Source organism: Pseudomonas trutticola BRTCR10, assembly GCF_056155105.1.
Window position 1 is genome coordinate 3059737 of sequence record NZ_CM149552.1, and the last position, 20075, is coordinate 3079811.

The following is a 20075-nucleotide window of genomic DNA, read 5'->3' on the forward strand; positions in this document are numbered from 1 at the left end:
CATGGATTTTGCCAATGCCGTCCATACTGCGGAATCAATGACAGGCATGTCGACTATTAATAGCCACTGATAGTCTTGGGTCAAAAGCCCAGATAGAGTTCAGGGCATTAGAGGTTACTTTGACGAGGTTTGCGATGTCCCGCACGATCCGTTTTCACAAGTTTGGTCCGGCCGAGGTGCTCAAATGCGAAGAGCATGCGGCCGCTCAGCCAGGTCCTGGCGAAGTGCAGGTGCGTGTCGAGGCAATCGGCATCAGCTGGTACGACACGCTCTGGCGTCAGAATCTGGCCTCGTCCCAGGCACGCCTGCCGTCAGGCCTTGGCCATGAAATGGCCGGTGTGGTCACGGCGGTCGGTGCCGATGTCGAAGATCTGTCCGTGGGTGACAAGGTCGCCAGTTTCCCGGCCGAAAGTCCAAACGACTATCCGGTCTATGGCGAGTCGATTGTACTGCCGCGTACAGCGCTGACCCGTTATCCGGATGTGCTGAGTCCGATCGAAGCCAGCGTGCATTACACACCGCTGTTGATCGCCTATTTCGCTTATGCCGATCTGGCACGGGTAAAACCCGGGCAGTTTGCGCTGGTCACGGATGCCAGTCATTGTGCCGGCCCTTCCTTTGTCCAACTGGGCAAGGCCATGGGGGTGCGGGTGATTGCCGCTACCAAGGACGCGGAGGAGCGCGAATACCTGCTGTCGCTGGGCGCGGAGAAGGTGATTGTCACCGAAGAGGAAGATCTGTTGATGCGAATCAACAAGATCACCGACAACCGGGGCGTCGACGTGGTTTTTGACGGTCTCGGTGGCCCGCAGATGTCGCTGCTTGGCGATGTGCTCGCGCCGCGTGGCAGCCTGGTGTTGTACGGTTTGCAAGGTGGCAACCAGACGCCGTTCCCGGCCTGCGCAGCGTTCCAGAAGAATATCCAGTTCTTCGTGCACTGCATCGGTAACTTCACCGGCAAACCGGAACTGGGCATCACCCAGGATCACGTCGCCCTGCAACGTGCCTTGCGCGACATCAACCAGTTGACCGCTGATCGTGTGTTGGTGCCGCTCAAGACTCGTGTATTCCCGTTCAACGAGTTCGTCGAAGCGCATCGCTACATGGACGAATGCCCATGCCGCGAACGGGTCGCTCTGCAAGTCGAACCCGCCTGAAAATAGACCTCCATCAGAGTCCGTGGCCCCACGGACTCTTCTGCGTTTTTCCCCCTGCGAAAAGCCGATCTCACTGCCTGCATCCGAATCTGTTCAGCAACTGAACTGGTTTTTGCCTTCGATCTGTATCTTCTAATCGCAATGTAAGCCCTGATAATTGAATGATTACTTTCATCTCAAGGAATGAGTCATGGCTGTGCATTCAATTTGTCCCGCGCAACATCAAGCGGCTGGATCTGCTTGTCGAGAAAACTTCTGTTTAATTGTTGTAGGGCTATTCGCAAACTGCTTCTCTTTTTCTTGTACTCACTTGTCGTGGGACGTTGTGGGAAGTTTCCTAGGAATAATATTTTCTAGAAAAATACCAGCATTTACAGGTGCTTGAGGCTGTCTGTCAGTGACTTCAGGGCTTTTCAAAGCTCAAGTGTTTCAAATAACTACAGATTTGTAAGTGTTAGCATCTGAGCGTCTATTACTTATTGATGAATTGTCGTGCGATCGAGATTTCGGTCTGCGCGTCATGAAACTTTTTATACCGGGTAAATACCGATGAGCACGATCCATGATCAGGCAATGAATTATGTCTACCAACAAGTATTGCAGCGATTGCTGAGTTTCTTCTCCCGCGCGGAACGCACGGCATTGCAGTTATTGATCCAGCGGCTGGCCGTGGCCGCGGGCGGCATGGAGAACATCGGTCATTTCAAGGTGTTGGTGAACCAGACCGGTTCGCGCGACAGCTGTTACACGCTGGCCCTGCTCCGGGCGGCGCAGTTGAGCATCGCCGGACGTGCCCCCGCCACCTTCCAATTGCGGGTGGCCAATTTGCGCTGGAACGGCAACAGCCCAATGGCACTGCAAAACATGCACCGTAGCTACGGCGCACTGTTCCTTTACGACGATCCCCGTGTCGAGCTGGTGATGGTGGATCATCGTCAGGTCCTGCCATTCGATCATCAGGCGCCGGCCTGCGACGAGGGGCGTGAAGCCAACCGGATCAACCTGCTGCTCATTGGTCATCGTCGCAGCTTCAGTGAAGCGCTCGAATTGTGGGATGACGCCTATCTGGCCACCGCAGAGTTCTACGGTCAGGTTGCCCGCTGGAACAACGGCGTCGATGCAATGATCGGCAGTGAAAGTCCGAGCCGCCAGATTCATTTCCTCGAGGGCTTGAGTCGCGCCGTACAGAAAGCGGCTATTGCCGATCCATTAGTGACTGCCGCAGGCTACGAAGCGCTGTTTCCGTTGCTCGACGGGCTAGGGGGGGATTATTACCGCGAGTTCTATACGGACGAAGAGCGGGTGACGTGGCGCCCCGAAGGTCAATTCGAAGCTTGTCGCCGCACTGGCTTCATCAACATCAACGACATGATTGTCGGCAGGCTCGAAGAACGCTGGCCTTTGCTCAGTGACTTTCTTGGCTTCCAGGCAGATGAGCTGACGCTCTCTCAGGGCGACGACGAATTCGCAGAGCCAATGGTGGCTGCACATTTGCGAGGATTGCAGGCGTGCTTCATCGAGGGGCGAACCTATGAGGCCGGAATCAGCGATTACCTGCAAAGCTGTTTGCTGAAGATGCGCCGCAAGCAGGTGCCTGAAACGGTGTGTGAACAATTGCTCGCCAGTTTCGGCAATCTGCAGGACCCCGATCTCCTCCGCCAGCAAGCGGAAGGCTGCCTGTTGGAAAATTTTGAACTCAACGAGATCCAGTTGGCGTGCCTGATGTTTGCACCGTTTATTGACGCCGGTGCGGGGCTGGAACGGTTTCTGCGCAATTGTCATCCAGGCATGTTGGTGGCCATGCCGGATCTGCATCGGGCGATGCAGGGCCTGCATGCCTCGGATCAGGTATTGAAATGGATGACGGATGTCAGTGGCTTGCCGGTCAAGTTGATTGTGCGTCTTTACGCCATGGGCCCGATCCGCATGCCCGTCCCTGGTGAAATTGCAAGTTCAGGCGAGGCGGGTGCTGGAAAGCACGTCGATCGGTCGGCGGAAGGCTGATCGTGAGCCACTTGCCAGAGCATGAATACTTGCCCACGGGGGCGGGCTTGTGAAAGCGTCACGGGAAAACGACTTCGTATATCAGGCGGTGTATCGCTATCTGACGCTGTTAATCGACGAGGCGGGGGGTGGCCCGGCAGTGCGCTTGCCCTCGTTGCGGCAATTGGCTGATCGACTCAATGTGTCTATATCGACCGTCCAGTACGCCTATTCGTTACTGGAAAAAGAAGGTCGCGTCTATTCAATCGCCAAGTCCGGTTACTACGCGCAAGCGCAGAACGCTCTGGAGTCGCCCGGTTGCGGCAGTGACTTGCTTGAAACTGTGTATGTCAACGCCAGGCGCCCTGGTATGTGTGTGTTGAGCGCCGACGACCCGGCCTCACTGCAACCGTTGGACAGTCCGCTACTGACACTTGAACGCGAACTGCTGCGCCAATATCCGCGACAGCCGCAGCTACTGGCGCAGCCTTGCGGCGAGCTGGAACTGCGTACGGTGCTTGCCGCGCGCTATACCTCGTCAACGGTGAATTGCTGGCATGCCGATGACGTCTATATCGGTGCAGATCTGCGTGGGGTGCTGGAAATACTGATCTCCGTGCTTGAGCTGCGTGGGGCCACCGTAGTGGTCGAATCTCCATGCGACTGGGTGATCTTGCGCCTGTTGGATGCTGCTGAAGTCCGTGTCATCGAGCTGCCGCTGCTGACGGGAGGAGTGATTGATCCCCAGCGGCTGGAGTCATTGCTCAAGAGTGAGCCGGTGCGCTTGATCCTGTTGTCTTCGGCGTTGAGCATGCCTCAGGGCAGCCCGCTGTCCCGGACCAATCGACAGGCGATCGCGCATCTGCTCGGATGCCATGGTACGTGGGTGCTGGAAAACGACTGTTATAGCGAACTCGATGAAGGCAACGACTCCCAGCGCTTGCGCGACTGGCTGGATCCTGATCGCTTGCTGGTGTTTTCCACGTTCGAGAAGTTCGTCGGTACAGAGGCGCCTTTCGGTTTTGTGCTGTCTCACCATTGGCGGAGTGAGTTGCAACGCCATTTCCTGTTGCGTGCGTTCCGTTTGTCGCCGATCCGCCAGAAGGCGATTGCCAGGTTGCTGGGCGGCGGCAGGCTGGATCAGCACTTGTCCGTGCTGCGCCGAATGCTCAAGGAGCGTCGCACGCAATTAATCGAGTTATTGCGCGAGCGACTGGGTGAAGCGTTGGCGATCGACGAATCGCAGGGCGGGGCGACCATATGGGTGCGCTCGTTGCGACCGGTGAATATGGGCAACGTGTTTCACCGTTTGCTCCAGCAGCAGATCGTCATTGCACCTGGGGAGCTGTTCAGTCTGCAGGGCCTGCATGGGCACCATCTGCGATTGAGTTCGCTGACCCATGGTGAGCACGATCTGGCCGATGTCGTCGGGCTATTGGGTGACGCGTTGCGTCTGGCGCCCGATGATTAACGTTAAAAAACATCGGGAGAGTCTCGGATAGATCCCATCGCGCTGCGGTCAAACTGCCAGTAAACTGCGCTCTATTCCTGAACCACTCTATTTCAGAGGTTTTGCATGACTCTCAGTCCTTTTGCGGGCAAACCGGCACCGGCAGAATTGTTGGTCGATATCCCGCGACTGGTAACGGCTTATTACACCGGCCAGCCCGACGCTTCCATTTCCACGCAGCGCGTGGCGTTCGGCACTTCCGGTCACCGCGGCAGTTCCTTCGACTTGAGTTTCAATGAATGGCACGTTCTGGCCATCAGCCAGGCAATTTGCCTGTACCGTGAAGCCCAGGGAATTACCGGCCCACTGTTCGTCGGCATCGACACCCACGCGCTGTCGACGCCGGCCGGAGCCAGCGCTCTGGAAGTCCTGGCGGCCAACGGCGTGACCGTGATGATCGCTGAAGGTGATGAATACACGCCGACACCTGCTATTTCCCATGCCATTCTCTGCTACAACCGCGGCCGTACCTCGGGCCTGGCCGATGGCATCGTCATCACGCCGTCGCATAACCCGCCGCAAAGTGGCGGCTACAAATACAACCCGACCAATGGCGGCCCTGCCGACACCCACATCACCAAGTGGATCGAAGCCAAGGCCAACGAGCTGCTGGCCAACAAACTGGCGGGTGTTAAACGCATCAGCTACGAGCAAGCGCTCAAGGCCAGCACGACTCATCGCCACGACTACGTGAATTCTTACGTTGCCGATCTGATCAACGTGATCGATTTCGATGCCATTCGTGATGCCAAACTGCATCTGGGCGTTGACCCGTTGGGTGGAGCAGGGGTGCGTTACTGGTCGGCCATCGCTGAGCACTATCGTCTGGACCTGGACGTGGTGAACAAGGAAGTCGATTCGACGTTCCGCTTCATGACCGTTGATTGGGATGGTCAGATTCGCATGGACCCATCGTCCAGCCATGCAATGCAAGGCTTGATCGGGCTGAAAGAGCGTTTCGATGTCGCGTTTGCCTGCGACCCGGATCACGATCGCCACGGCATCGTCACGCCATCCGGTGGCCTGCTCGCGCCGAACAACTATCTGGCGGTCTCCATTGACTACCTGTTCCAGAACCGTCCGCAGTGGCGTGCCGACGCGGCCGTGGGTAAAACCGTGGTCAGCAGTGGTTTGATCGACCGTGTTGCCAAGCGTTTGGGGCGTCGTCTGTATGAAGTGCCAGTCGGCTTCAAATGGTTTGCTGACGGTCTGTTCGACGGCTCGTTGGGTTTTGGTGGCGAGGAGAGCGCTGGCGCATCGTTCCTGCGCAAGGATGGCGGCGTATGGAGCACCGACAAGGACGGACTGATCCCGGCATTGCTCGCTGCTGAAATGACCGCGCGCACCGGTCGCGACCCAAGCCAGGCCTATCGCGCCCTGACGGACGAACTGGGCGAGCCGTTCTCGGTGCGTGTTGATGCCAAGGCCAACCCGGAACAGAAAGCGCTGCTGAGCAAGCTGTCGCCGGCGCAGGTCACCTCGACCGAACTGGCAGGCGAGAAGATTCAGAGCATTCTCAGCCACGCACCGGGCAATGACCAAGCGATTGGCGGTTTGAAAGTGATGACCGAAAACGGCTGGTTTGCAGCACGTCCTTCGGGCACCGAAGACATTTACAAGATTTACGCCGAAAGCTTCATCAGCGACGATCACCTCCAGCAACTGGTGGCCGAAGCGCAAACCCTGGTGGATGGTGCTATCAGCACTAAATAAGCCGCAACGACATCAGTGTTTGAATAAAAAGGGGCAACCATTACGGTTGCCCCTTTTTTTGCCCGCCACTGATGAAATCAGGCGAGGTCCACCAGGACAATCTCACTGTCTTCAAGCGCCGTGACCGTCAATACCTGTTCATGCGCAATCGCCACGCCGTCTCGAGCTTGTGCCCGCAAGCCGTTGACTTCAATGACACCTGTCGCCGGCACCAGATACGCCCGACGGCCCGCCTCCAGTTGGTATTCGGCTGTTTCTCCAGCCTTGATGTTCGCCGCGACCAAGCGTGCATCGGCGCGGATCCGCAGGCTTTGATCGTCGCCGTCCTTGCCGCTGGCGAGGGTCACAAAACCTTCGCGCTGACCTTTCGGAAAGGGTTTCGCACCCCATGACGGCGGGGCGCCGGTTTCGGTCGGCAGAATCCATATCTGGAAAATCCTCGTGTCCTGCGCCTCCAGGTTGTATTCGCTGTGAGCAATGCCGGTGCCGGCGCTCATCACTTGGACGTCGCCCGCTTCGGTACGGCCCTTGTTGCCGAGATTGTCCTGATGGGTAATCGCGCCTTCACGCACATACGTGATGATCTCCATGTCGCGATGCGGGTGCTGCGGGAAACCGGTGCCGGGGGCAATCACATCGTCATTCCAGACCCGCAGGTTGCCCCAGTTCATGCGTTGCGGGTCGTAATACTCGGCGAACGAAAAATGGTGATGGGCATCCAACCAGCCATGATGGGCGCCGCCCAGCGAGCTGAAAGGTCTGAGTTCAAGCATGTTCGTCTCCTCAAAAGGCTCGTCGCGGGGATGCGATGGCCGCATCTGGCGCAAGTCCGGTGGTGTATGGCGGCGATCATCTATCAGGCAAGCATCGATAAAAAGCGTAAAAACTGCGGTATCAGCATCGAATAACTTGATAGAAAGTGGCGTCGAAACACTCTTGTCCCACCTTCAATTCATCGCCTAAACCAATGACCTGTAAGCATTTCGCTAGAACTCGACGGCAAATACAGACACCATAGCCCTCAACAGCCTTACACACTGGAGCCCGTCAGCGTGGCGCAACACACCCCCGAACTTCCTCCCGAACTTCGCCCTCTGGCCGAAATGCCATGGTTCAAGCGCCTGGCCGCACGCTTCTTCGGCCACGGTTTGACTCGCTTGCGTGCCCAACACCGGGCGTCCTGGCTGCATGGTCAGGCTGACGGCTTTCGCAGCGGGCACACGGCAGGTGTCGAGTACGGCTACAAAGAGGGCAAACTCGAAGGTCTGGAAGAAGGCCGGCAGGTATTGTTGATTCGCGACAGCCGCAGCACCGAGCATCGTCCGCCGAGCATCGATAATCACTTGTTTGATGACTGGCGTCTGCCGCTGACGCCTGAATTGAAGAAACGCATAAAAGCCGATGTCGCCCGTTTACTGCCCGCACAGGCTCAGCCGAGCACCGCGCAGTGGAAGATGATTTTCAGCGAGACACCTTCGACCTCTGTAGTGGCCGGTGCCGGAGCGGGCAAGTCGACCACGCTGGTGTTGCGGATTCTGTTGCTGACCCATTATCTGGGTTTTGAGCTTGATTCGATGACCGTGGTGACATTCACCCGCGAGTCGCGCAAGGATTTCATCAATAAACTGATCGAGCTGTTCGCGCTCTGGGGCCATGCGTTGAGCTTGAAACAGGCGCGCGAGCTGGTGCGGACCTTTCACTCGCGCATCCTGCCGATGGTCCGCAGCCTGCCGGGTTTCGAACGTTTGCAGGCGTTTGAAAACCTCAGCCATCGCGCGCCGGGTGCTGACGAGGAGGTCGATAGCAATCCGTTCGATCTGCGCATCAATGACGCTCAACGCCAACAGCTCAACGCCTGCTATCACCGTTTATTCACTCAGGACGAGCGCTTCCGCCAGTTGATTCAGCCGCTGTCCAAGGCAGCCTTGCAGCTCAAGGAGCTGGAGCGTGATCACCCGGATGTGCAAAAGCGCATGGCAGTCACCGAACTCGCTGCCAAGCGCGACGAAGAACTCTGCGACGTCATCGAAGATCTGTGGTTTCGCGCCGGTGCCTGGCCGATCAAGGGCATTGAGCCGAACCGGCAGACTTTCGAGATCAATGGCGCGAAATTCCACGGTCATGGTTACATTCCCAGCCTCGACGCTTGGGTGGTGCTCGGTTTCGATCCACGAGAAAACCCGCAGCTCAACCGGCCCAATGCCAAGCTTTCCGTACGCGCGGAGTGGGCCGTAAAGCGCACCCTGTTTCAAGCTTTCTGTCGTAAGCCTTTGATATGGCTGGATAGTTATGATTCTTCAAAACGCGTACTGGCCACTCTGGCGGGTGATGCCAGTGCAGGCCCGGGCTTCGATTACAAGGTCAAAGGCGAACTGGCGTCAGCACCTTTGCTCGACAGTTTTGTTGCCGCCGCTGGTTTTATCGAGAACCTGGGGCTGGATGTACCCGACGCCGTCGGCCGTATGAGCTTCGCCAAGGATGACCCAGACCGGTTTTTCTTCGAGGCCTTAAGTCTGTTCTGGCGCGCACTGGAAGATCATCTGCTCGACCAGAAACCACCGGTCATGACCTATAACCGCATGTTTGCGCTGTTCAGCGAGCACTCACCGGAAAACCTCAAGTTGCTCAGCGATGAGTTGCTGCGACCAATGTCGCACCTGATGATCGATGAGTTTCAGGACGTTTCGCCACAGATCGTCTCGTGGATTCGCGCCAGTCTCATCGAAATTCGTAGTCGTGGGCCGGCCATGCATGTCGGCCGGGGGGCGCAGCGTTCGTCGCTGCTGTGCGTGGGCGATGACTGGCAGTCGATTTATGGCTGGCGCGGCAGTTCGCCGAGTTATTTCATGGAGTTCACCAAGGAATTCCCGTCGCCGAGCACTACGCGGGTCATGCTCAGCGACAACTATCGCAGTCATCAACACATTATCGACGCGGCCGAACACATCGTGCGGGCAGCACCGGCGATTCCCGGGAAGAAGGCCAAAGCCAGCGGCGAACCGAAACCGTTACAGCCCGTCAACGTGCTGGAGCGTGACGACCAAGCCTTGGGTCAGCGTCTCGCCGATCACTACCGACAGGGCCACTCAATCTTGATGCTTTATCGAAAAAGCAGCGATAAGTCATTGATTGAAGAGCATATTCAGTCTGTAGTTAATGTTGATTCGAGCTTGCCGTACGAAGCCCGACGCATCAAACAGTTGACCTATCACAGCGCCAAGGGCTTGCAGGCTGACGCGGTGTTTCTCCTCGGTGACTGCCAGCACCTGACCAGTTCGCCCTACAAGAATCAGGTCTATCGCATGGCCGGGTTGGGTAAAAGCGGCGACAGTGAGCCCTACGATAGCGCCCAGAAGGATGAAATTCTGCGCCTGGCCTACGTCGGCATTACCCGCGCAGTCAGTCATTGTTACTGGTACGTCGAGCCGCAGGATGTGCAGGCGGTGAACATGCCTCGGGCGTCCGACCGGGTGCCAAGGGGCAAGCCGTTCTTCGCCGATCACCGACCCGAAAAGAAGATGGCATGAGCCAAAAAAATCCCGCATCTCTGCGGGCTTTTTTGTTGTAAATCAAATGTTTATGCATAACTTCTAAGAGAGGTTGGAGGAATGAATGCTTCCAGCTCATCCTCCACAGCCTCGATAATTCGCTCGACGTCCGCTGCATTCATCACCGTGGCGCACGGGATGCCGGCGATGGCGATCATGGTTTCGCCACTGGCGCGATCAAACAGGCGGGCGATCATGCTGCCCGGTGCGTCCATCGTTGCTTCGAAACCCATGGGATGAAAATGCCAACGCATCAGCTGGCATGCATTGGGGAACGTGACTTTGCTTGACCCTTTGTTCATGTGTTGCCCGCCTTCTTCATCGAGCGCTTCCTTTTGCTCACGGTAGGTGGGAAGAGCCTTCATTGGCTCATCCGATGAATGCCGTTAAAAATAGCATCTGGATGTGAAATTTCTGTGCGATTTTTCAGTTCGTTTCGCGATTGCTTCGCATTTTTTGATGTAAGTCACGGCCTACGCCATCGTCGCCAAAATGCCATTACGGATTAATCATTGCTGCCCGTGGCGAACTTGGGCAAGCTCGATTCTTTTTCGCCGAGCCCTTTATGCACGCCGACGATGACGGCCCAGACCAGACCCAGGCCACGGCTGCCACGGTCATGCGCTATCACTTGAGCTGGAAGCACCGCGACCTCGACAGCGTCATGGCGCTGTACCACCCGGACATCCAGTACAACGATTTCTTCCAGAACCGCGTGCTCGGTCTCGACGAGTTGCGCGAGTACGTGCGGGTCAGCATGCCGAGGGAATCCGACGAAGCGCTCGAGCATTGCGACCGGATCCGCGTGGACGGCAACACCGCGTTCATTCAATACGAAGTGACGCTACGCGGTGGTGATGGTCTGGTGTCGTTCCGCTCCAGTGAGGCAATTACCGTCAAGGACGGGCTGATCTGGCGAGTTAACGAATACGCTTCGCTGGTTCGCGCGCAAAGTGGCGACAACGAGAAAGCCAGCCAGCGCCCGGCGGTCAGTCGTCTGGGCCTGTCGCCGCGCCAATTGAGCTTTATGGCCGAGGACTTGCAGCAATATTTCGAACGACAGCAACCGTATCTCGATCCCGAGCTCGACCTGCAACGGGTGGCGAAGGAGTGTGGGTACAGCCGCAATCAGATTTCCTACCTGCTCAATCAGGTGCTGGGGCAGAGCTTCTATCGCTACGTCAATCAGGCGCGCCTGCAGCATTTGCTCAAATCCCTCGACGCGGCGACACCGCCCGTGCGTATCGATGAGCTTGCCTTCGCAGCCGGGTTCAATTCGCTGTCGGCGTTCTATAGCTGTTTCCGTCGGCACACCGGGCAGTCGCCAAAGGCCTACGTCAAACAAATTTCTTTGCGGACACGCGCGCAAGACATTCCCTGAGCCCGCGCACTAGGATCGACGCCATCGAAGGTTTTCAGTGGCGGAGTCTTGCATGCCAGCATGGCGCACTATCAGTTTATGGATGGACCAACTCGACGAGCCGCTGATCGCGCGGCCCGCGCTTGAGCGGGATCTGGACGTCGATGTGGCGATTATCGGCGCCGGTTACACCGGGCTGTGGACGGCGTACTACCTGAAGAAACATGCCCCGGGCCTGGATATCGCCATCATCGAGGCGCAAACCGCCGGGTTCGGCGCCTCAGGTCGTAACGGCGGTTGGCTGATGGGCAACCTGCTCGGCGAGGATCGTTTGCTTGCCGGGTTGTCGCCGGAACAGCGCCGCGCTTCGTTTGACCTGCTGCACAGCATCCCCGACGAAGTGGAAGTTGTCCTCGAACGTGAAGGCATTGACTGCGATTACCGCAAGGGCGGCGTCCTGTACTGCGCGGCACGTTACCCGGAGCAAGAAGCCAGCCTGCGTGAATACCTGGCCAAACTGCATGCCCAAGGCCTGACCGACGACGATTACCGCTGGCTCAGCCCCGAGCAACTGGCGCAGCAGATCCGCGTCGCCAAACCCTACGGCGGCATCTATGCGCCGCATGTGGCGACCATTCACCCGGCCAAACTGGTACGTGCTCTGGCGCGCACCGTGCAAGGCATGGGTGTGAAGATTTACGAAAACAGCCCGGTCACCCATTGGCAGTCGTGCAGCTTGCGTACGGCCCAGGCCAGTGTGCGCAGTCGCTGGATCGTTCCGGCAGTTGAAGGGTATTCGGTGACATTGCCGCCATTGGGTCGCTATCAGTTGCCGGTGCAAAGCCTGATTGTCGCCACCGAGCCACTGTCCGCCGCCACTTGGGAGGAGATCGGCCTCAATCGCGGCCAGGCCTTCAGTGAATTCAGCCGCCAGGTCACTTACGGCCAGCGCAGCGCCGACAACCGTTTAATCTTCGGCGCACGTGGCGGTTATCAGTTTGCCGGCCAGTTGCGCCACAACTTCGACCTGACCCGTGATGAGGTCGAGCTACGCCGCTATCTGTTCGGCGAACTGTTTCCGCAACTGAAAAATGTGCAGATCACTCACGCTTGGGGCGGCAACCTCGGCATGTCCCGACACTTCAAGCCGCACATGCTCTGCGATCGCGCCAACGGCATCGCGTTGTCCGGCGGTTATGGCGGGGAAGGCGTGGGTGCCAGCAACCTCGGCGGCCGCACCCTGGCGGATCTGATTCTTGAACGCGACAGCGAATTGGTTAACCAGCCCTGGGTGCTGCCCGACGGTGGCATTCACGCTCTGCGCGCCTGGGAGCCGGAGCCGTGTCGCTGGCTCGGTTACAACGCGATCATCAAAAGCTTCGTCCATGAAGACCAGACCCTGGCCAACCCGGCGACCGCGCCATGGCGGCGCAAACTCGCCAGCCAAGTGGCCGGTTTCATGGAAGGTTTCATGCATTGAACGTCGATGCACTCCCCAAAAAGCCATCAACAAAGCCCCAAGACAGGTAACGCCATGAGCATCACCCAGTTCAAAAACACCGCCACGCTCCAGCTCGACGAGTCCAATCCGGTCGCCGTGCCCCTCGGCGAACCTGTCGCCATTGCCTCGACCACCAGCGTCGAGCGCGACGACGGCGTAGAAACCGGCGTCTGGGAATGCACCCCCGGCCGCTGGCGTCGGCAGATTACCGCGCAGGAGTTCTGCCATTTCATCTCCGGACGCTGCACGTTCACCCCCGACGGTGGTGGCGAAACCCTGCACATACAAGGTGGCGACGCACTGATGTTGCCGGCCAACACGCTCGGTATCTGGGATATCCAGGAAACCGTGCGCAAGAGCTACGTGCTGATTTTCTGATTGTTTGATCCTTTGATTGCCTGCCAACAAAAAAGAAAACCCACACAGGAATCGATCCATGATCCGCAAGACCCTCGCTCTGGCACCGCTGATGCTCGCCGTTTCCCTTGCTCAGGCCGCGGAAACGGTCAAGGTTTACAACTGGTCCGACTACATCGCGCCGGACACCACCAAGAACTTCGAGAAAGAAACCGGCGTCGGTGTCACCTATGACGTGTACGACAGCAACGAAACCCTCGACGGCAAGTTGATGACCGGTAAATCCGGTTATGACGTGGTGTTCCCGTCCAACCACTTCATGGCCCGGCAGATTCAGGGCGGGGCGCTGAAAAAGCTCGACAAGAGCCAGTTGCCGAACTGGAAGAACCTCAACCCGGTGCTGCTCAAAGCCTTGCAAACCAACGATCCGGGCAACGAACACGGCTTCCCGTATCTGTGGGGCAGCACCGGCATCGGCTACAACATCGCCAAGGTCAAAGCGGTGCTGGGCGATGACGCGCCGGTCGACTCTTGGGACCTGATCTTCAAACCCGAATACATGGAAAAGCTGCAGAAGTGCGGCGTGGCGATCCTCGACAACGGTCCGGAACTGCTTCCGGCAGCGCTCAATTACCTGGGTCTGCCGCATCACAGCAAGAATCCCGAGGACTACAAAAAGGCTGAAGCGCTGCTGATGAAAGTCCGGCCATACGTCAGCTACTTCCATTCCTCGAAATACACCAGTGACCTGGCCAATGGCGACATCTGCGTGGCGGTCGGTTTCTCCGGCGACATCTTGCAAGCCGAGAACCGCGCCAAGGAAGCGAAAAACGGTGTCGATATCGGCTACGCGATTCCCAAGGAAGGCGCGGCGATCTGGTTCGACATGGTTGCCATGCCCGCTGATGCACCGGACGAAAAGGCCGGCTATGCGTTCATGAACTACCTGCTGCGTCCGGACGTGATGGCGGGCATCAGTAACTACGTGCACTACGCCAACGGCAACGAACAGGCCGACAGCCTGATCGACCCGGCGATCAAGAACGACACCAAGGTGTACCCGAGCCCGGAGATGATGGGCAAGCTGTTCGCGCTGGAAGCGATGCCGCTGAATATCGACCGGATTCGTACGCGGGTATGGAACAAGATTCGCACCGGTAGTTGATAACCGTATCGCTGATAAATCCCTGTGGGAGCGGGCTTGCTCGCGAAAGCGGAGGGTCATTCGACTTCAATGTTGACTGACCTGACGCCTTCGCGAGCAAGCCCGCTCCCACATTGGTTTTCGAGTATTGAAATAGTTGATATCAATGCGCTGGCACGCACTAATAAAGTGCAGCGAAGTGAGACGCGCCTAACAAAAAACAACTTACCCATATTTAATAATTAAATAGAAAATCGTCAGACAATTAGGCAAAAAATCACCGTCTAAAACATTCTTCCCACAGCGCACGCTTTGTTTACGGGAGTTTCCCGGAACAGTTCAATTTGATCTCAAAAAAATCCTTTACGACAGATTTCAAATTGTGTCAGGTTTCTTACGCCTTCATTGGGCGAGTGATAGGACAATCTCGCCAGGGGTTGTCGCTATCGGACAAAAACTGTTCCATTGCTAAACAAGGAAGTGTGTTTATGTCGAAAGTTAAAGCTAATGCTATTGATACCGCCGAACAGGCTCTTCTGCTGTCGGCGGCGCCGCAATCTCTGGCTGCAACCAGCTCTGCCTGGAACCAGATCAATAGCTTCAGCCACCAATACGATCGTGGCGGCAACCTCACGGTCAATGGCAAACCGTCTTTCTCCGTGGATCAGGCTGCGACTCAGTTGCTGCGTGATGGTGCCCACTGGAACGACTTGGATCACAGCGGCAAGATCGAACTGACCTACACCTTTCTGACCGCCAAAACCGCTAATTTCAGTGGCCTCGGTGTCACCGGTTTCAGTCAGTTCAGCGCCCTGCAAAAAGCCCAGGCCGTGCTCGCCATGCAATCCTGGGCCGATGTCGCCAATGTGACGTTCTCTGAAGCTGCCCGAGGCGGCGATGGTCACATGACCTTCGGTAACTACAGCGGTGGCCAGGAGGGCGCGGCAGCGTTTGCATTCCTGCCGGGCACCGAGCCAGGTTATGACGGCCAGTCCTGGTACCTGACCGGCAGCGGCTACGACGTCAACAAGACCCCAGGCCTGAGCAACTACGGGCGTCAGACCTTGACCCACGAAATCGGCCACACCCTGGGCCTGTCTCACCCTGGCGACTACAACGCCGGCGAAGGCAATCCGACTTACAAGGATGCTTCCTACGGGCAAGACACCCGCGGTTACAGCCTTATGAGTTACTGGAGCGAGAGCAACACCAATCAGAACTTCAGCAAGGGCGGCGTAGAAGCTTATGCCTCCGGCCCGCTGATGGACGATATCGCTGCCATCCAGAAGCTTTACGGTGCCAACACCACCACCCGTACCGGTGACACCACCTACGGTTTCAACTCCAACACCGGTCGTGATCACCTCAGCGCCTCGTCGTCGGCGGACAAGCTGGTGTTCTCGGTGTGGGATGCGGGCGGCAAAGATACTCTGGACTTCTCGGGTTTCACTCAGAACCAGAAGATCAACCTCAATGACGCCTCGTTCTCCGACGTTGGCGGCCTGGTGGGTAACGTGTCCATCGCCAAGGGCGCGATCATCGAGAACGCCATCGGCGGTTCGGGCAACGATCTGCTGATCGGCAACAGCGTGGCCAACGAACTGAAGGGCGGTGCCGGCAACGACATCCTCTACGGGGCTGGCGGTGCCGACAAGCTGTGGGGCGGCGCGGGTTCGGACACGTTCGTGTTCGCAGCCAGCTCGGACTCCAAGCCGGGTGCGATCGATCAGATCCTCGATTTCGTCAGCGGTCTGGACAAAATCGATCTGACCGGCATCACCAACGGCGCCGGCCTGCACTTTGTCAGCAGCTTCACCGGTGTAGCCGGCGATGCGATTCTGACTTCGTCGGGCGGCAACAGTCTGCTCTCGGTGGACTTCTCCGGGCACGGCGTGGCCGACTTCCAGGTCAGCACCGTTGGCCAGGCAGCGACCAGCGACATCGTGGCTTGATGTGAAACAGGGAAGCGGCGCGTGATGCGCCGCTTTCTTCGCTTGCATCGTTCAGCCCGGTGGGCAAGGCTAAGCGCCGGAGTGAAATTTCCTATGAGTCGAAACGTTTTTACCTACATGACACAGACGTGGCTGATCGCGACGCTGATGATGATTACCGGAGAAGCAAGCATGGCAAGCAGCCTCAGACTCGAAGATCCCTCGGTATTTGCCGGTCAATGGCAGGCGACGCTGAACACTCGCGAAGACACCGCTGAAGCGCAAAAGCTGCAAGACAAACCCTCCAATACCTGCGCTGTAGAACTGGCGCTGAACCAGACTGTCGGGGAGGGCGCCGATTGCCTCGCAGCCTGGCTGGAAGAAACGCCCATCGGTTGGTTTCCCGAACCGGACGGCATTTCCATCACTGGCAAGGAAGGCTCAAGAATCCAGTTCTTCAGCCGACAAGGTGACGGGCATTATCTGGCTACTTTGAAGTCGGGCCTGGTCATTACCTTGGAGCGCAAGGCGCCATAGTTGTAATTGCCAAGTAGGCGACAGGTTTTTATATAAGGCACTGCTGTGTGGTTATAAGCGGCTGTCTTCAAAGCAACTGCACCGCATTAAATCGTGCAAGTTGTTATGAAATTGTAAGTGCCCACAAAAAAGCAATTCCGGCATTGCCCGGATAACTAATTTGAAGTCTCGTCAATGATCGACGAGAGATATCTTTCAGGACGAATCAATGAAGATGGCGAAGGCCCCAGCCACCGCTCCCTTATTCAAGGCATTGGGCGACTATAAAAGCATTCTGATCAGCGTCGGCTGCTTTACCGCACTGATAAACGTGCTGATGCTGGTGCCGTCGATTTATATGCTGCAAGTCTATGACCGGGTTCTGTCCTCGCAGAACGAAACCACTTTGGCGATGCTGTCGCTGATGGTGGTCGGTTTCTTTGCCTTCATCGGCCTGCTGGAAGTGGTGCGCAGCTTCATCGTGATCCGTATCGGCAGCCAACTGGAGCGCCGTTTCAACCTGCGGGTCTATCAGGCTGCATTCGAACGCAACCTGTTCAAGGGCGAGGGCAACGCCGGGCAATCGCTGGGCGATTTGACCCACATTCGCCAATTCGTCACCGGGCCTGCGCTGTTCGCCTTCTTCGATGCGCCGTGGTTCCCGGTGTATCTGTTCGTGATCTACCTGTTCAACGTCTGGCTTGGCGTGCTGGCGACGGCGGGTGCGCTGTTGCTGATCGCCTTGGCCTGCCTCAACGAATACATGACCAAGAAGCCGTTGGGCGAAGCCGCCGGTTTCTCGCAGAAATCCAGCCAGTTGGCCACCAGCCATCTGCATAACGCCGAAACCATTCAGGCGATGGGCATGCTCGGTTCGTTACGCAAGCGCTGGTTCCAGGTGCATTCACGCTTTCTGGGTCTGCAGAATCAGGCCAGTGATACGGGGGCGGTGATCAGTTCGCTGAGCAAAACCTTGCGCCTGTGCCTGCAATCACTGGTGCTGGGGCTCGGTGCGTTGCTGGTGATCAAGGGCGACATGACCGCCGGGATGATGATCGCCGGTTCCATCCTGATGGGGCGGGTGCTGAGCCCGATCGATCAGTTGATTGCCGTGTGGAAACAGTGGAGCGGGGCGAAACTCGCTTACCGTCGTCTCGATGCGCTGCTGCAAGCCTTCCCGCCAAGCGATGACGCCATGGCGCTGCCGGCGCCGAAAGGCCAGATCACCTTTGAACAGGTCAGCGCCGGCCCGCCGGGGCAACGCGCGGCGACCTTGCACATGGTCAATTTCAATCTGGGCGCAGGTGAAGTGCTGGGCGTACTCGGTGCTTCCGGTTCCGGTAAATCGACCCTGGCCCGTGTGTTGGTCGGCGTGTGGCCGACCCTCGGTGGCACGGTGCGGCTGGACGGTGCAGATATTCACCGCTGGAATCGTGATCAGCTCGGGCCGTACATCGGCTACCTGCCGCAAGACATCGAACTGTTCAGCGGCAGCATCGCCGAGAACATTGCGCGTTTCAGTGAAGCCGATCCGCAGAAAGTCGTGGCCGCCGCGCAACAGGCCGGTGTCCACGAAATGATCCTGCGCCTGCCGCAAGGTTACGACACGCAATTGGGCGAGGACGGCAGCGGTCTGTCCGGCGGCCAGAAGCAGCGCGTGGCACTGGCGCGGGCCATGTACGGCACGCCAAGCCTGGTGGTGCTGGATGAACCCAACTCCAACCTCGACACCGTCGGCGAAGCGGCACTGGCCAGCGCCATCGCGCAGCTCAAGGCCCAAGGCACCACGGTGGTGTTGGTGACGCACCGCTCTTCGGTGCTGGCCCAGGCCGATAAATTGCTGGTGCTCAACGACGGCCGTCTGCAAGCCTTCGGCGCCAGTCAGGACGTGCTCAAGGCACTGTCCGGCGCCGCCAACGAGCAACAACGCGAGAAACCTGCGCAAGCACCGGGCGGGCTCAGCATGAGCCGGCAGTACCAGCCCACGACAAGGAATTCGGGTGTATGAGCAGCGCAAGCATGAACACTGAAAACGAAGCGAGCATGGAACACGCCTACGTCGCCGAACGCCCCGAGCGTGATGCGAAATTTTTCGCCCGCATGGGCTGGATTCTGGCGATCGTCGGCGCCGGCAGTTTCTTCACCTGGGCCGCGTTGGCGCCGCTGGATCAGGGCATTCCGGTGCAGGGCACCGTGGTGGTCACGGGCAAACGCAAAGCCGTGCAGTCGATGAGCAGCGGCGTGGTCAGCCGGATTCTGGTGCGTGAAGGCGAGATCGTGAAGCAGGGGCAGCCACTGTTCCGGCTCGATCAGACCCAAGTCGCCGCCGATGTGCAATCGCTGCAGGCGCAGTACCGCATGGCGTGGGCGAGTCTGGCGCGCTGGCAGGCCGAGCGCGACAACCTCAAGCAAGTGACCTTTCCCGCCGAGTTGAGCAATGACCCGGACCCGCGTCTGGCGCTGGTCCTGGAAGGTCAACGGCAGTTGTTCAGCAGCCGCCGTGAAGCGTATTACCGCGAGCAGGCCGGATTGCGTGCCAGCATCGAAGGCGCCACCGCGCAACTGGCCGGTATGCGCCGTGCGCGCACCGACCTCAATGCCCAGGCAGACTCGCTGCAACAACAGTTGAGCAACCTGCAACCGCTGGCTGACAACGGCTACATCCCGCGCAACCGCTTGATGGAATACCAGCGCCAGCTCTCGCAAGTGCAGCAGCAACTGGCGGAAAACACCGGTGAAAGCGGTCGAGTGGAGCAAGGCATTCTTGAGTCGCGCCTGAAGCTGCAACAGCACGGCGAGGAATATCAGAAGGAAGTGCGCACGCAACTGGCCGACGCGCAGCTGAAGAGCGTCACCCTGTCCGAGCAACTGACCTCCGCCGGTTTCGACCTGCAACACAGTGAGATCGTCGCCACTGCTGACGGTGTCGCGGTCAACCTCGGCGTGCACACCGAAGGCGCCGTGGTGCGTCAGGGCGAAACCCTGTTGGAGATCGTTCCGCAAGGCACCACCCTGGAAGTCGAGGGGCATTTGCCGATCAACCTGATCGACAAGGTCGGTCCGCACTTGCCGGTGGACATCCTGTTTACCGCGTTCAACCAGAGCAAAACCCCGCGGGTACCGGGTGAAGTCAGCCTGATCTCCGCCGACCAGATGGTCGATGAGAAAACCGGCGTGCCGTATTACGTGTTGCGCAGCAGCGTTAGTGATCAGGCTATGGAAAAACTCAACGGTCTGGTGATCAAGCCCGGCATGCCCGCAGAAATGTTCGTGCGCACGGGCGAACGTTCACTCCTCAACTATCTGTTCAAACCGCTGCTCGACCGGGCCGGCTCTGCGCTGACCGAAGAATAAG

At 58.0% G+C, this 20075-nt stretch carries 15 protein-coding genes; 13 read left to right on the top strand and 2 right to left on the bottom strand.

Annotated features, from left to right (window positions below):
* Positions 1 to 134 precede the first annotated feature (134 nt).
* From ACVVH8_RS13725 to pgm, 4 genes are all read left to right on the top strand, one after another.
* Positions 135 to 1157 carry a zinc-dependent alcohol dehydrogenase family protein gene (locus ACVVH8_RS13725; protein ID WP_103304969.1) on the top strand — a complete coding sequence of 341 codons (1023 nt, stop codon included), beginning with the start codon at positions 135 to 137 and terminating at the stop codon, positions 1155 to 1157.
* Between the two features lie 549 nt (positions 1158 to 1706).
* On the top strand, positions 1707 to 3161 hold the full coding sequence (locus ACVVH8_RS13730) for a hypothetical protein (RefSeq protein WP_315445353.1): 1455 nt from the start codon (positions 1707 to 1709) through the stop codon (positions 3159 to 3161).
* Positions 3162 to 3210: 49 nt separating this feature from the next.
* Positions 3211 to 4611 carry an aminotransferase-like domain-containing protein gene (locus tag ACVVH8_RS13735; protein ID WP_103304967.1) on the top strand — a complete coding sequence of 467 codons (1401 nt, stop codon included), beginning with the start codon at positions 3211 to 3213 and terminating at the stop codon, positions 4609 to 4611.
* 105 nt (positions 4612 to 4716) lie between these two features.
* Positions 4717 to 6363: a phosphoglucomutase (alpha-D-glucose-1,6-bisphosphate-dependent) gene (gene pgm / locus ACVVH8_RS13740; protein WP_315445355.1), complete on the top strand. Its 1647-nt coding sequence runs from the start codon at positions 4717 to 4719 to the stop codon at positions 6361 to 6363.
* A 77-nt stretch (positions 6364 to 6440) separates the two neighbouring features.
* On the opposite strand, the gene ACVVH8_RS13745 is transcribed toward pgm, so the two are convergent.
* Positions 6441 to 7136, bottom strand: coding sequence for a pirin family protein (locus ACVVH8_RS13745; RefSeq protein WP_315445356.1), 696 nt, complete (start codon positions 7134 to 7136; stop codon positions 6441 to 6443).
* 279 nt (positions 7137 to 7415) lie between these two features.
* On the opposite strand from ACVVH8_RS13745, the gene ACVVH8_RS13750 reads away from it, so the two are divergent.
* Positions 7416 to 9890 carry a UvrD-helicase domain-containing protein gene (locus tag ACVVH8_RS13750; protein ID WP_475230800.1) on the top strand — a complete coding sequence of 825 codons (2475 nt, stop codon included), beginning with the start codon at positions 7416 to 7418 and terminating at the stop codon, positions 9888 to 9890.
* 50 nt (positions 9891 to 9940) lie between these two features.
* Here the strand turns inward: ACVVH8_RS13750 and ACVVH8_RS13755 are convergent, their stop codons facing one another.
* Entirely contained in the window at positions 9941 to 10213 is a 273-nt protein-coding gene (locus ACVVH8_RS13755) for a DUF1652 domain-containing protein (RefSeq protein ID WP_315445535.1), read from the bottom strand.
* A gap of 263 nt (positions 10214 to 10476) precedes the next feature.
* Between ACVVH8_RS13755 and ACVVH8_RS13760 the strand changes: the two genes are divergently transcribed.
* The 8 genes from ACVVH8_RS13760 (at position 10477) to ACVVH8_RS13795 (ending at position 20074) form a co-directional block, all read left to right on the top strand.
* Positions 10477 to 11292, top strand: a complete 816-nt coding sequence (locus tag ACVVH8_RS13760; RefSeq protein ID WP_475230802.1) for an AraC family transcriptional regulator — start codon at positions 10477 to 10479, stop codon at positions 11290 to 11292.
* A gap of 52 nt (positions 11293 to 11344) precedes the next feature.
* A complete protein-coding gene (locus ACVVH8_RS13765; RefSeq protein ID WP_475230804.1) occupies positions 11345 to 12751 on the top strand; it encodes an NAD(P)/FAD-dependent oxidoreductase in 1407 nt (468 codons plus the stop codon).
* A 54-nt stretch (positions 12752 to 12805) separates the two neighbouring features.
* Complete coding sequence (locus ACVVH8_RS13770) at positions 12806 to 13150, top strand: cupin domain-containing protein (protein ID WP_093431317.1); 345 nt, start codon at positions 12806 to 12808, stop codon at positions 13148 to 13150.
* 58 nt (positions 13151 to 13208) lie between these two features.
* Positions 13209 to 14294: a polyamine ABC transporter substrate-binding protein gene (locus ACVVH8_RS13775; protein ID WP_401295957.1), complete on the top strand. Its 1086-nt coding sequence runs from the start codon at positions 13209 to 13211 to the stop codon at positions 14292 to 14294.
* A 467-nt stretch (positions 14295 to 14761) separates the two neighbouring features.
* A complete protein-coding gene (locus ACVVH8_RS13780; RefSeq protein ID WP_475230806.1) occupies positions 14762 to 16225 on the top strand; it encodes a serralysin family metalloprotease in 1464 nt (487 codons plus the stop codon).
* Between the two features lie 93 nt (positions 16226 to 16318).
* The gene (locus ACVVH8_RS13785; RefSeq protein WP_475230808.1) at positions 16319 to 16741 is read left to right on the top strand and encodes an AprI/Inh family metalloprotease inhibitor; all 423 of its coding nucleotides are present in this window, start codon (positions 16319 to 16321) and stop codon (positions 16739 to 16741) included.
* A gap of 208 nt (positions 16742 to 16949) precedes the next feature.
* A complete protein-coding gene (locus ACVVH8_RS13790) occupies positions 16950 to 18728 on the top strand; it encodes a type I secretion system permease/ATPase (protein ID WP_315445367.1) in 1779 nt (592 codons plus the stop codon).
* Entirely contained in the window at positions 18725 to 20074 is a 1350-nt protein-coding gene (locus tag ACVVH8_RS13795) for an HlyD family type I secretion periplasmic adaptor subunit (RefSeq protein ID WP_475230810.1), read from the top strand. The genes ACVVH8_RS13790 and ACVVH8_RS13795 overlap by 4 nt, the downstream gene beginning before the upstream one ends.
* Position 20075: the final 1 nt, after the last annotated feature.

Coding starts and splice junctions, on each gene's coding strand:
- ACVVH8_RS13725 (WP_103304969.1), top strand. CDS start 135: ATGTCCCGCACGATCCGTTTTCACAAGTTTGGTCCGGCCGAGGTGCTC.
- ACVVH8_RS13730 (WP_315445353.1), top strand. CDS start 1,707: ATGAGCACGATCCATGATCAGGCAATGAATTATGTCTACCAACAAGTA.
- pgm (WP_315445355.1), top strand. CDS start 4,717: ATGACTCTCAGTCCTTTTGCGGGCAAACCGGCACCGGCAGAATTGTTG.
- ACVVH8_RS13745 (WP_315445356.1), bottom strand. CDS start 7,136: ATGCTTGAACTCAGACCTTTCAGCTCGCTGGGCGGCGCCCATCATGGC.
- ACVVH8_RS13755 (WP_315445535.1), bottom strand. CDS start 10,213: ATGAACAAAGGGTCAAGCAAAGTCACGTTCCCCAATGCATGCCAGCTG.
- ACVVH8_RS13760 (WP_475230802.1), top strand. CDS start 10,477: ATGCACGCCGACGATGACGGCCCAGACCAGACCCAGGCCACGGCTGCC.
- ACVVH8_RS13765 (WP_475230804.1), top strand. CDS start 11,345: ATGCCAGCATGGCGCACTATCAGTTTATGGATGGACCAACTCGACGAG.
- ACVVH8_RS13770 (WP_093431317.1), top strand. CDS start 12,806: ATGAGCATCACCCAGTTCAAAAACACCGCCACGCTCCAGCTCGACGAG.
- ACVVH8_RS13775 (WP_401295957.1), top strand. CDS start 13,209: ATGATCCGCAAGACCCTCGCTCTGGCACCGCTGATGCTCGCCGTTTCC.
- ACVVH8_RS13780 (WP_475230806.1), top strand. CDS start 14,762: ATGTCGAAAGTTAAAGCTAATGCTATTGATACCGCCGAACAGGCTCTT.
- ACVVH8_RS13785 (WP_475230808.1), top strand. CDS start 16,319: ATGAGTCGAAACGTTTTTACCTACATGACACAGACGTGGCTGATCGCG.
- ACVVH8_RS13790 (WP_315445367.1), top strand. CDS start 16,950: ATGAAGATGGCGAAGGCCCCAGCCACCGCTCCCTTATTCAAGGCATTG.
- ACVVH8_RS13795 (WP_475230810.1), top strand. CDS start 18,725: ATGAGCAGCGCAAGCATGAACACTGAAAACGAAGCGAGCATGGAACAC.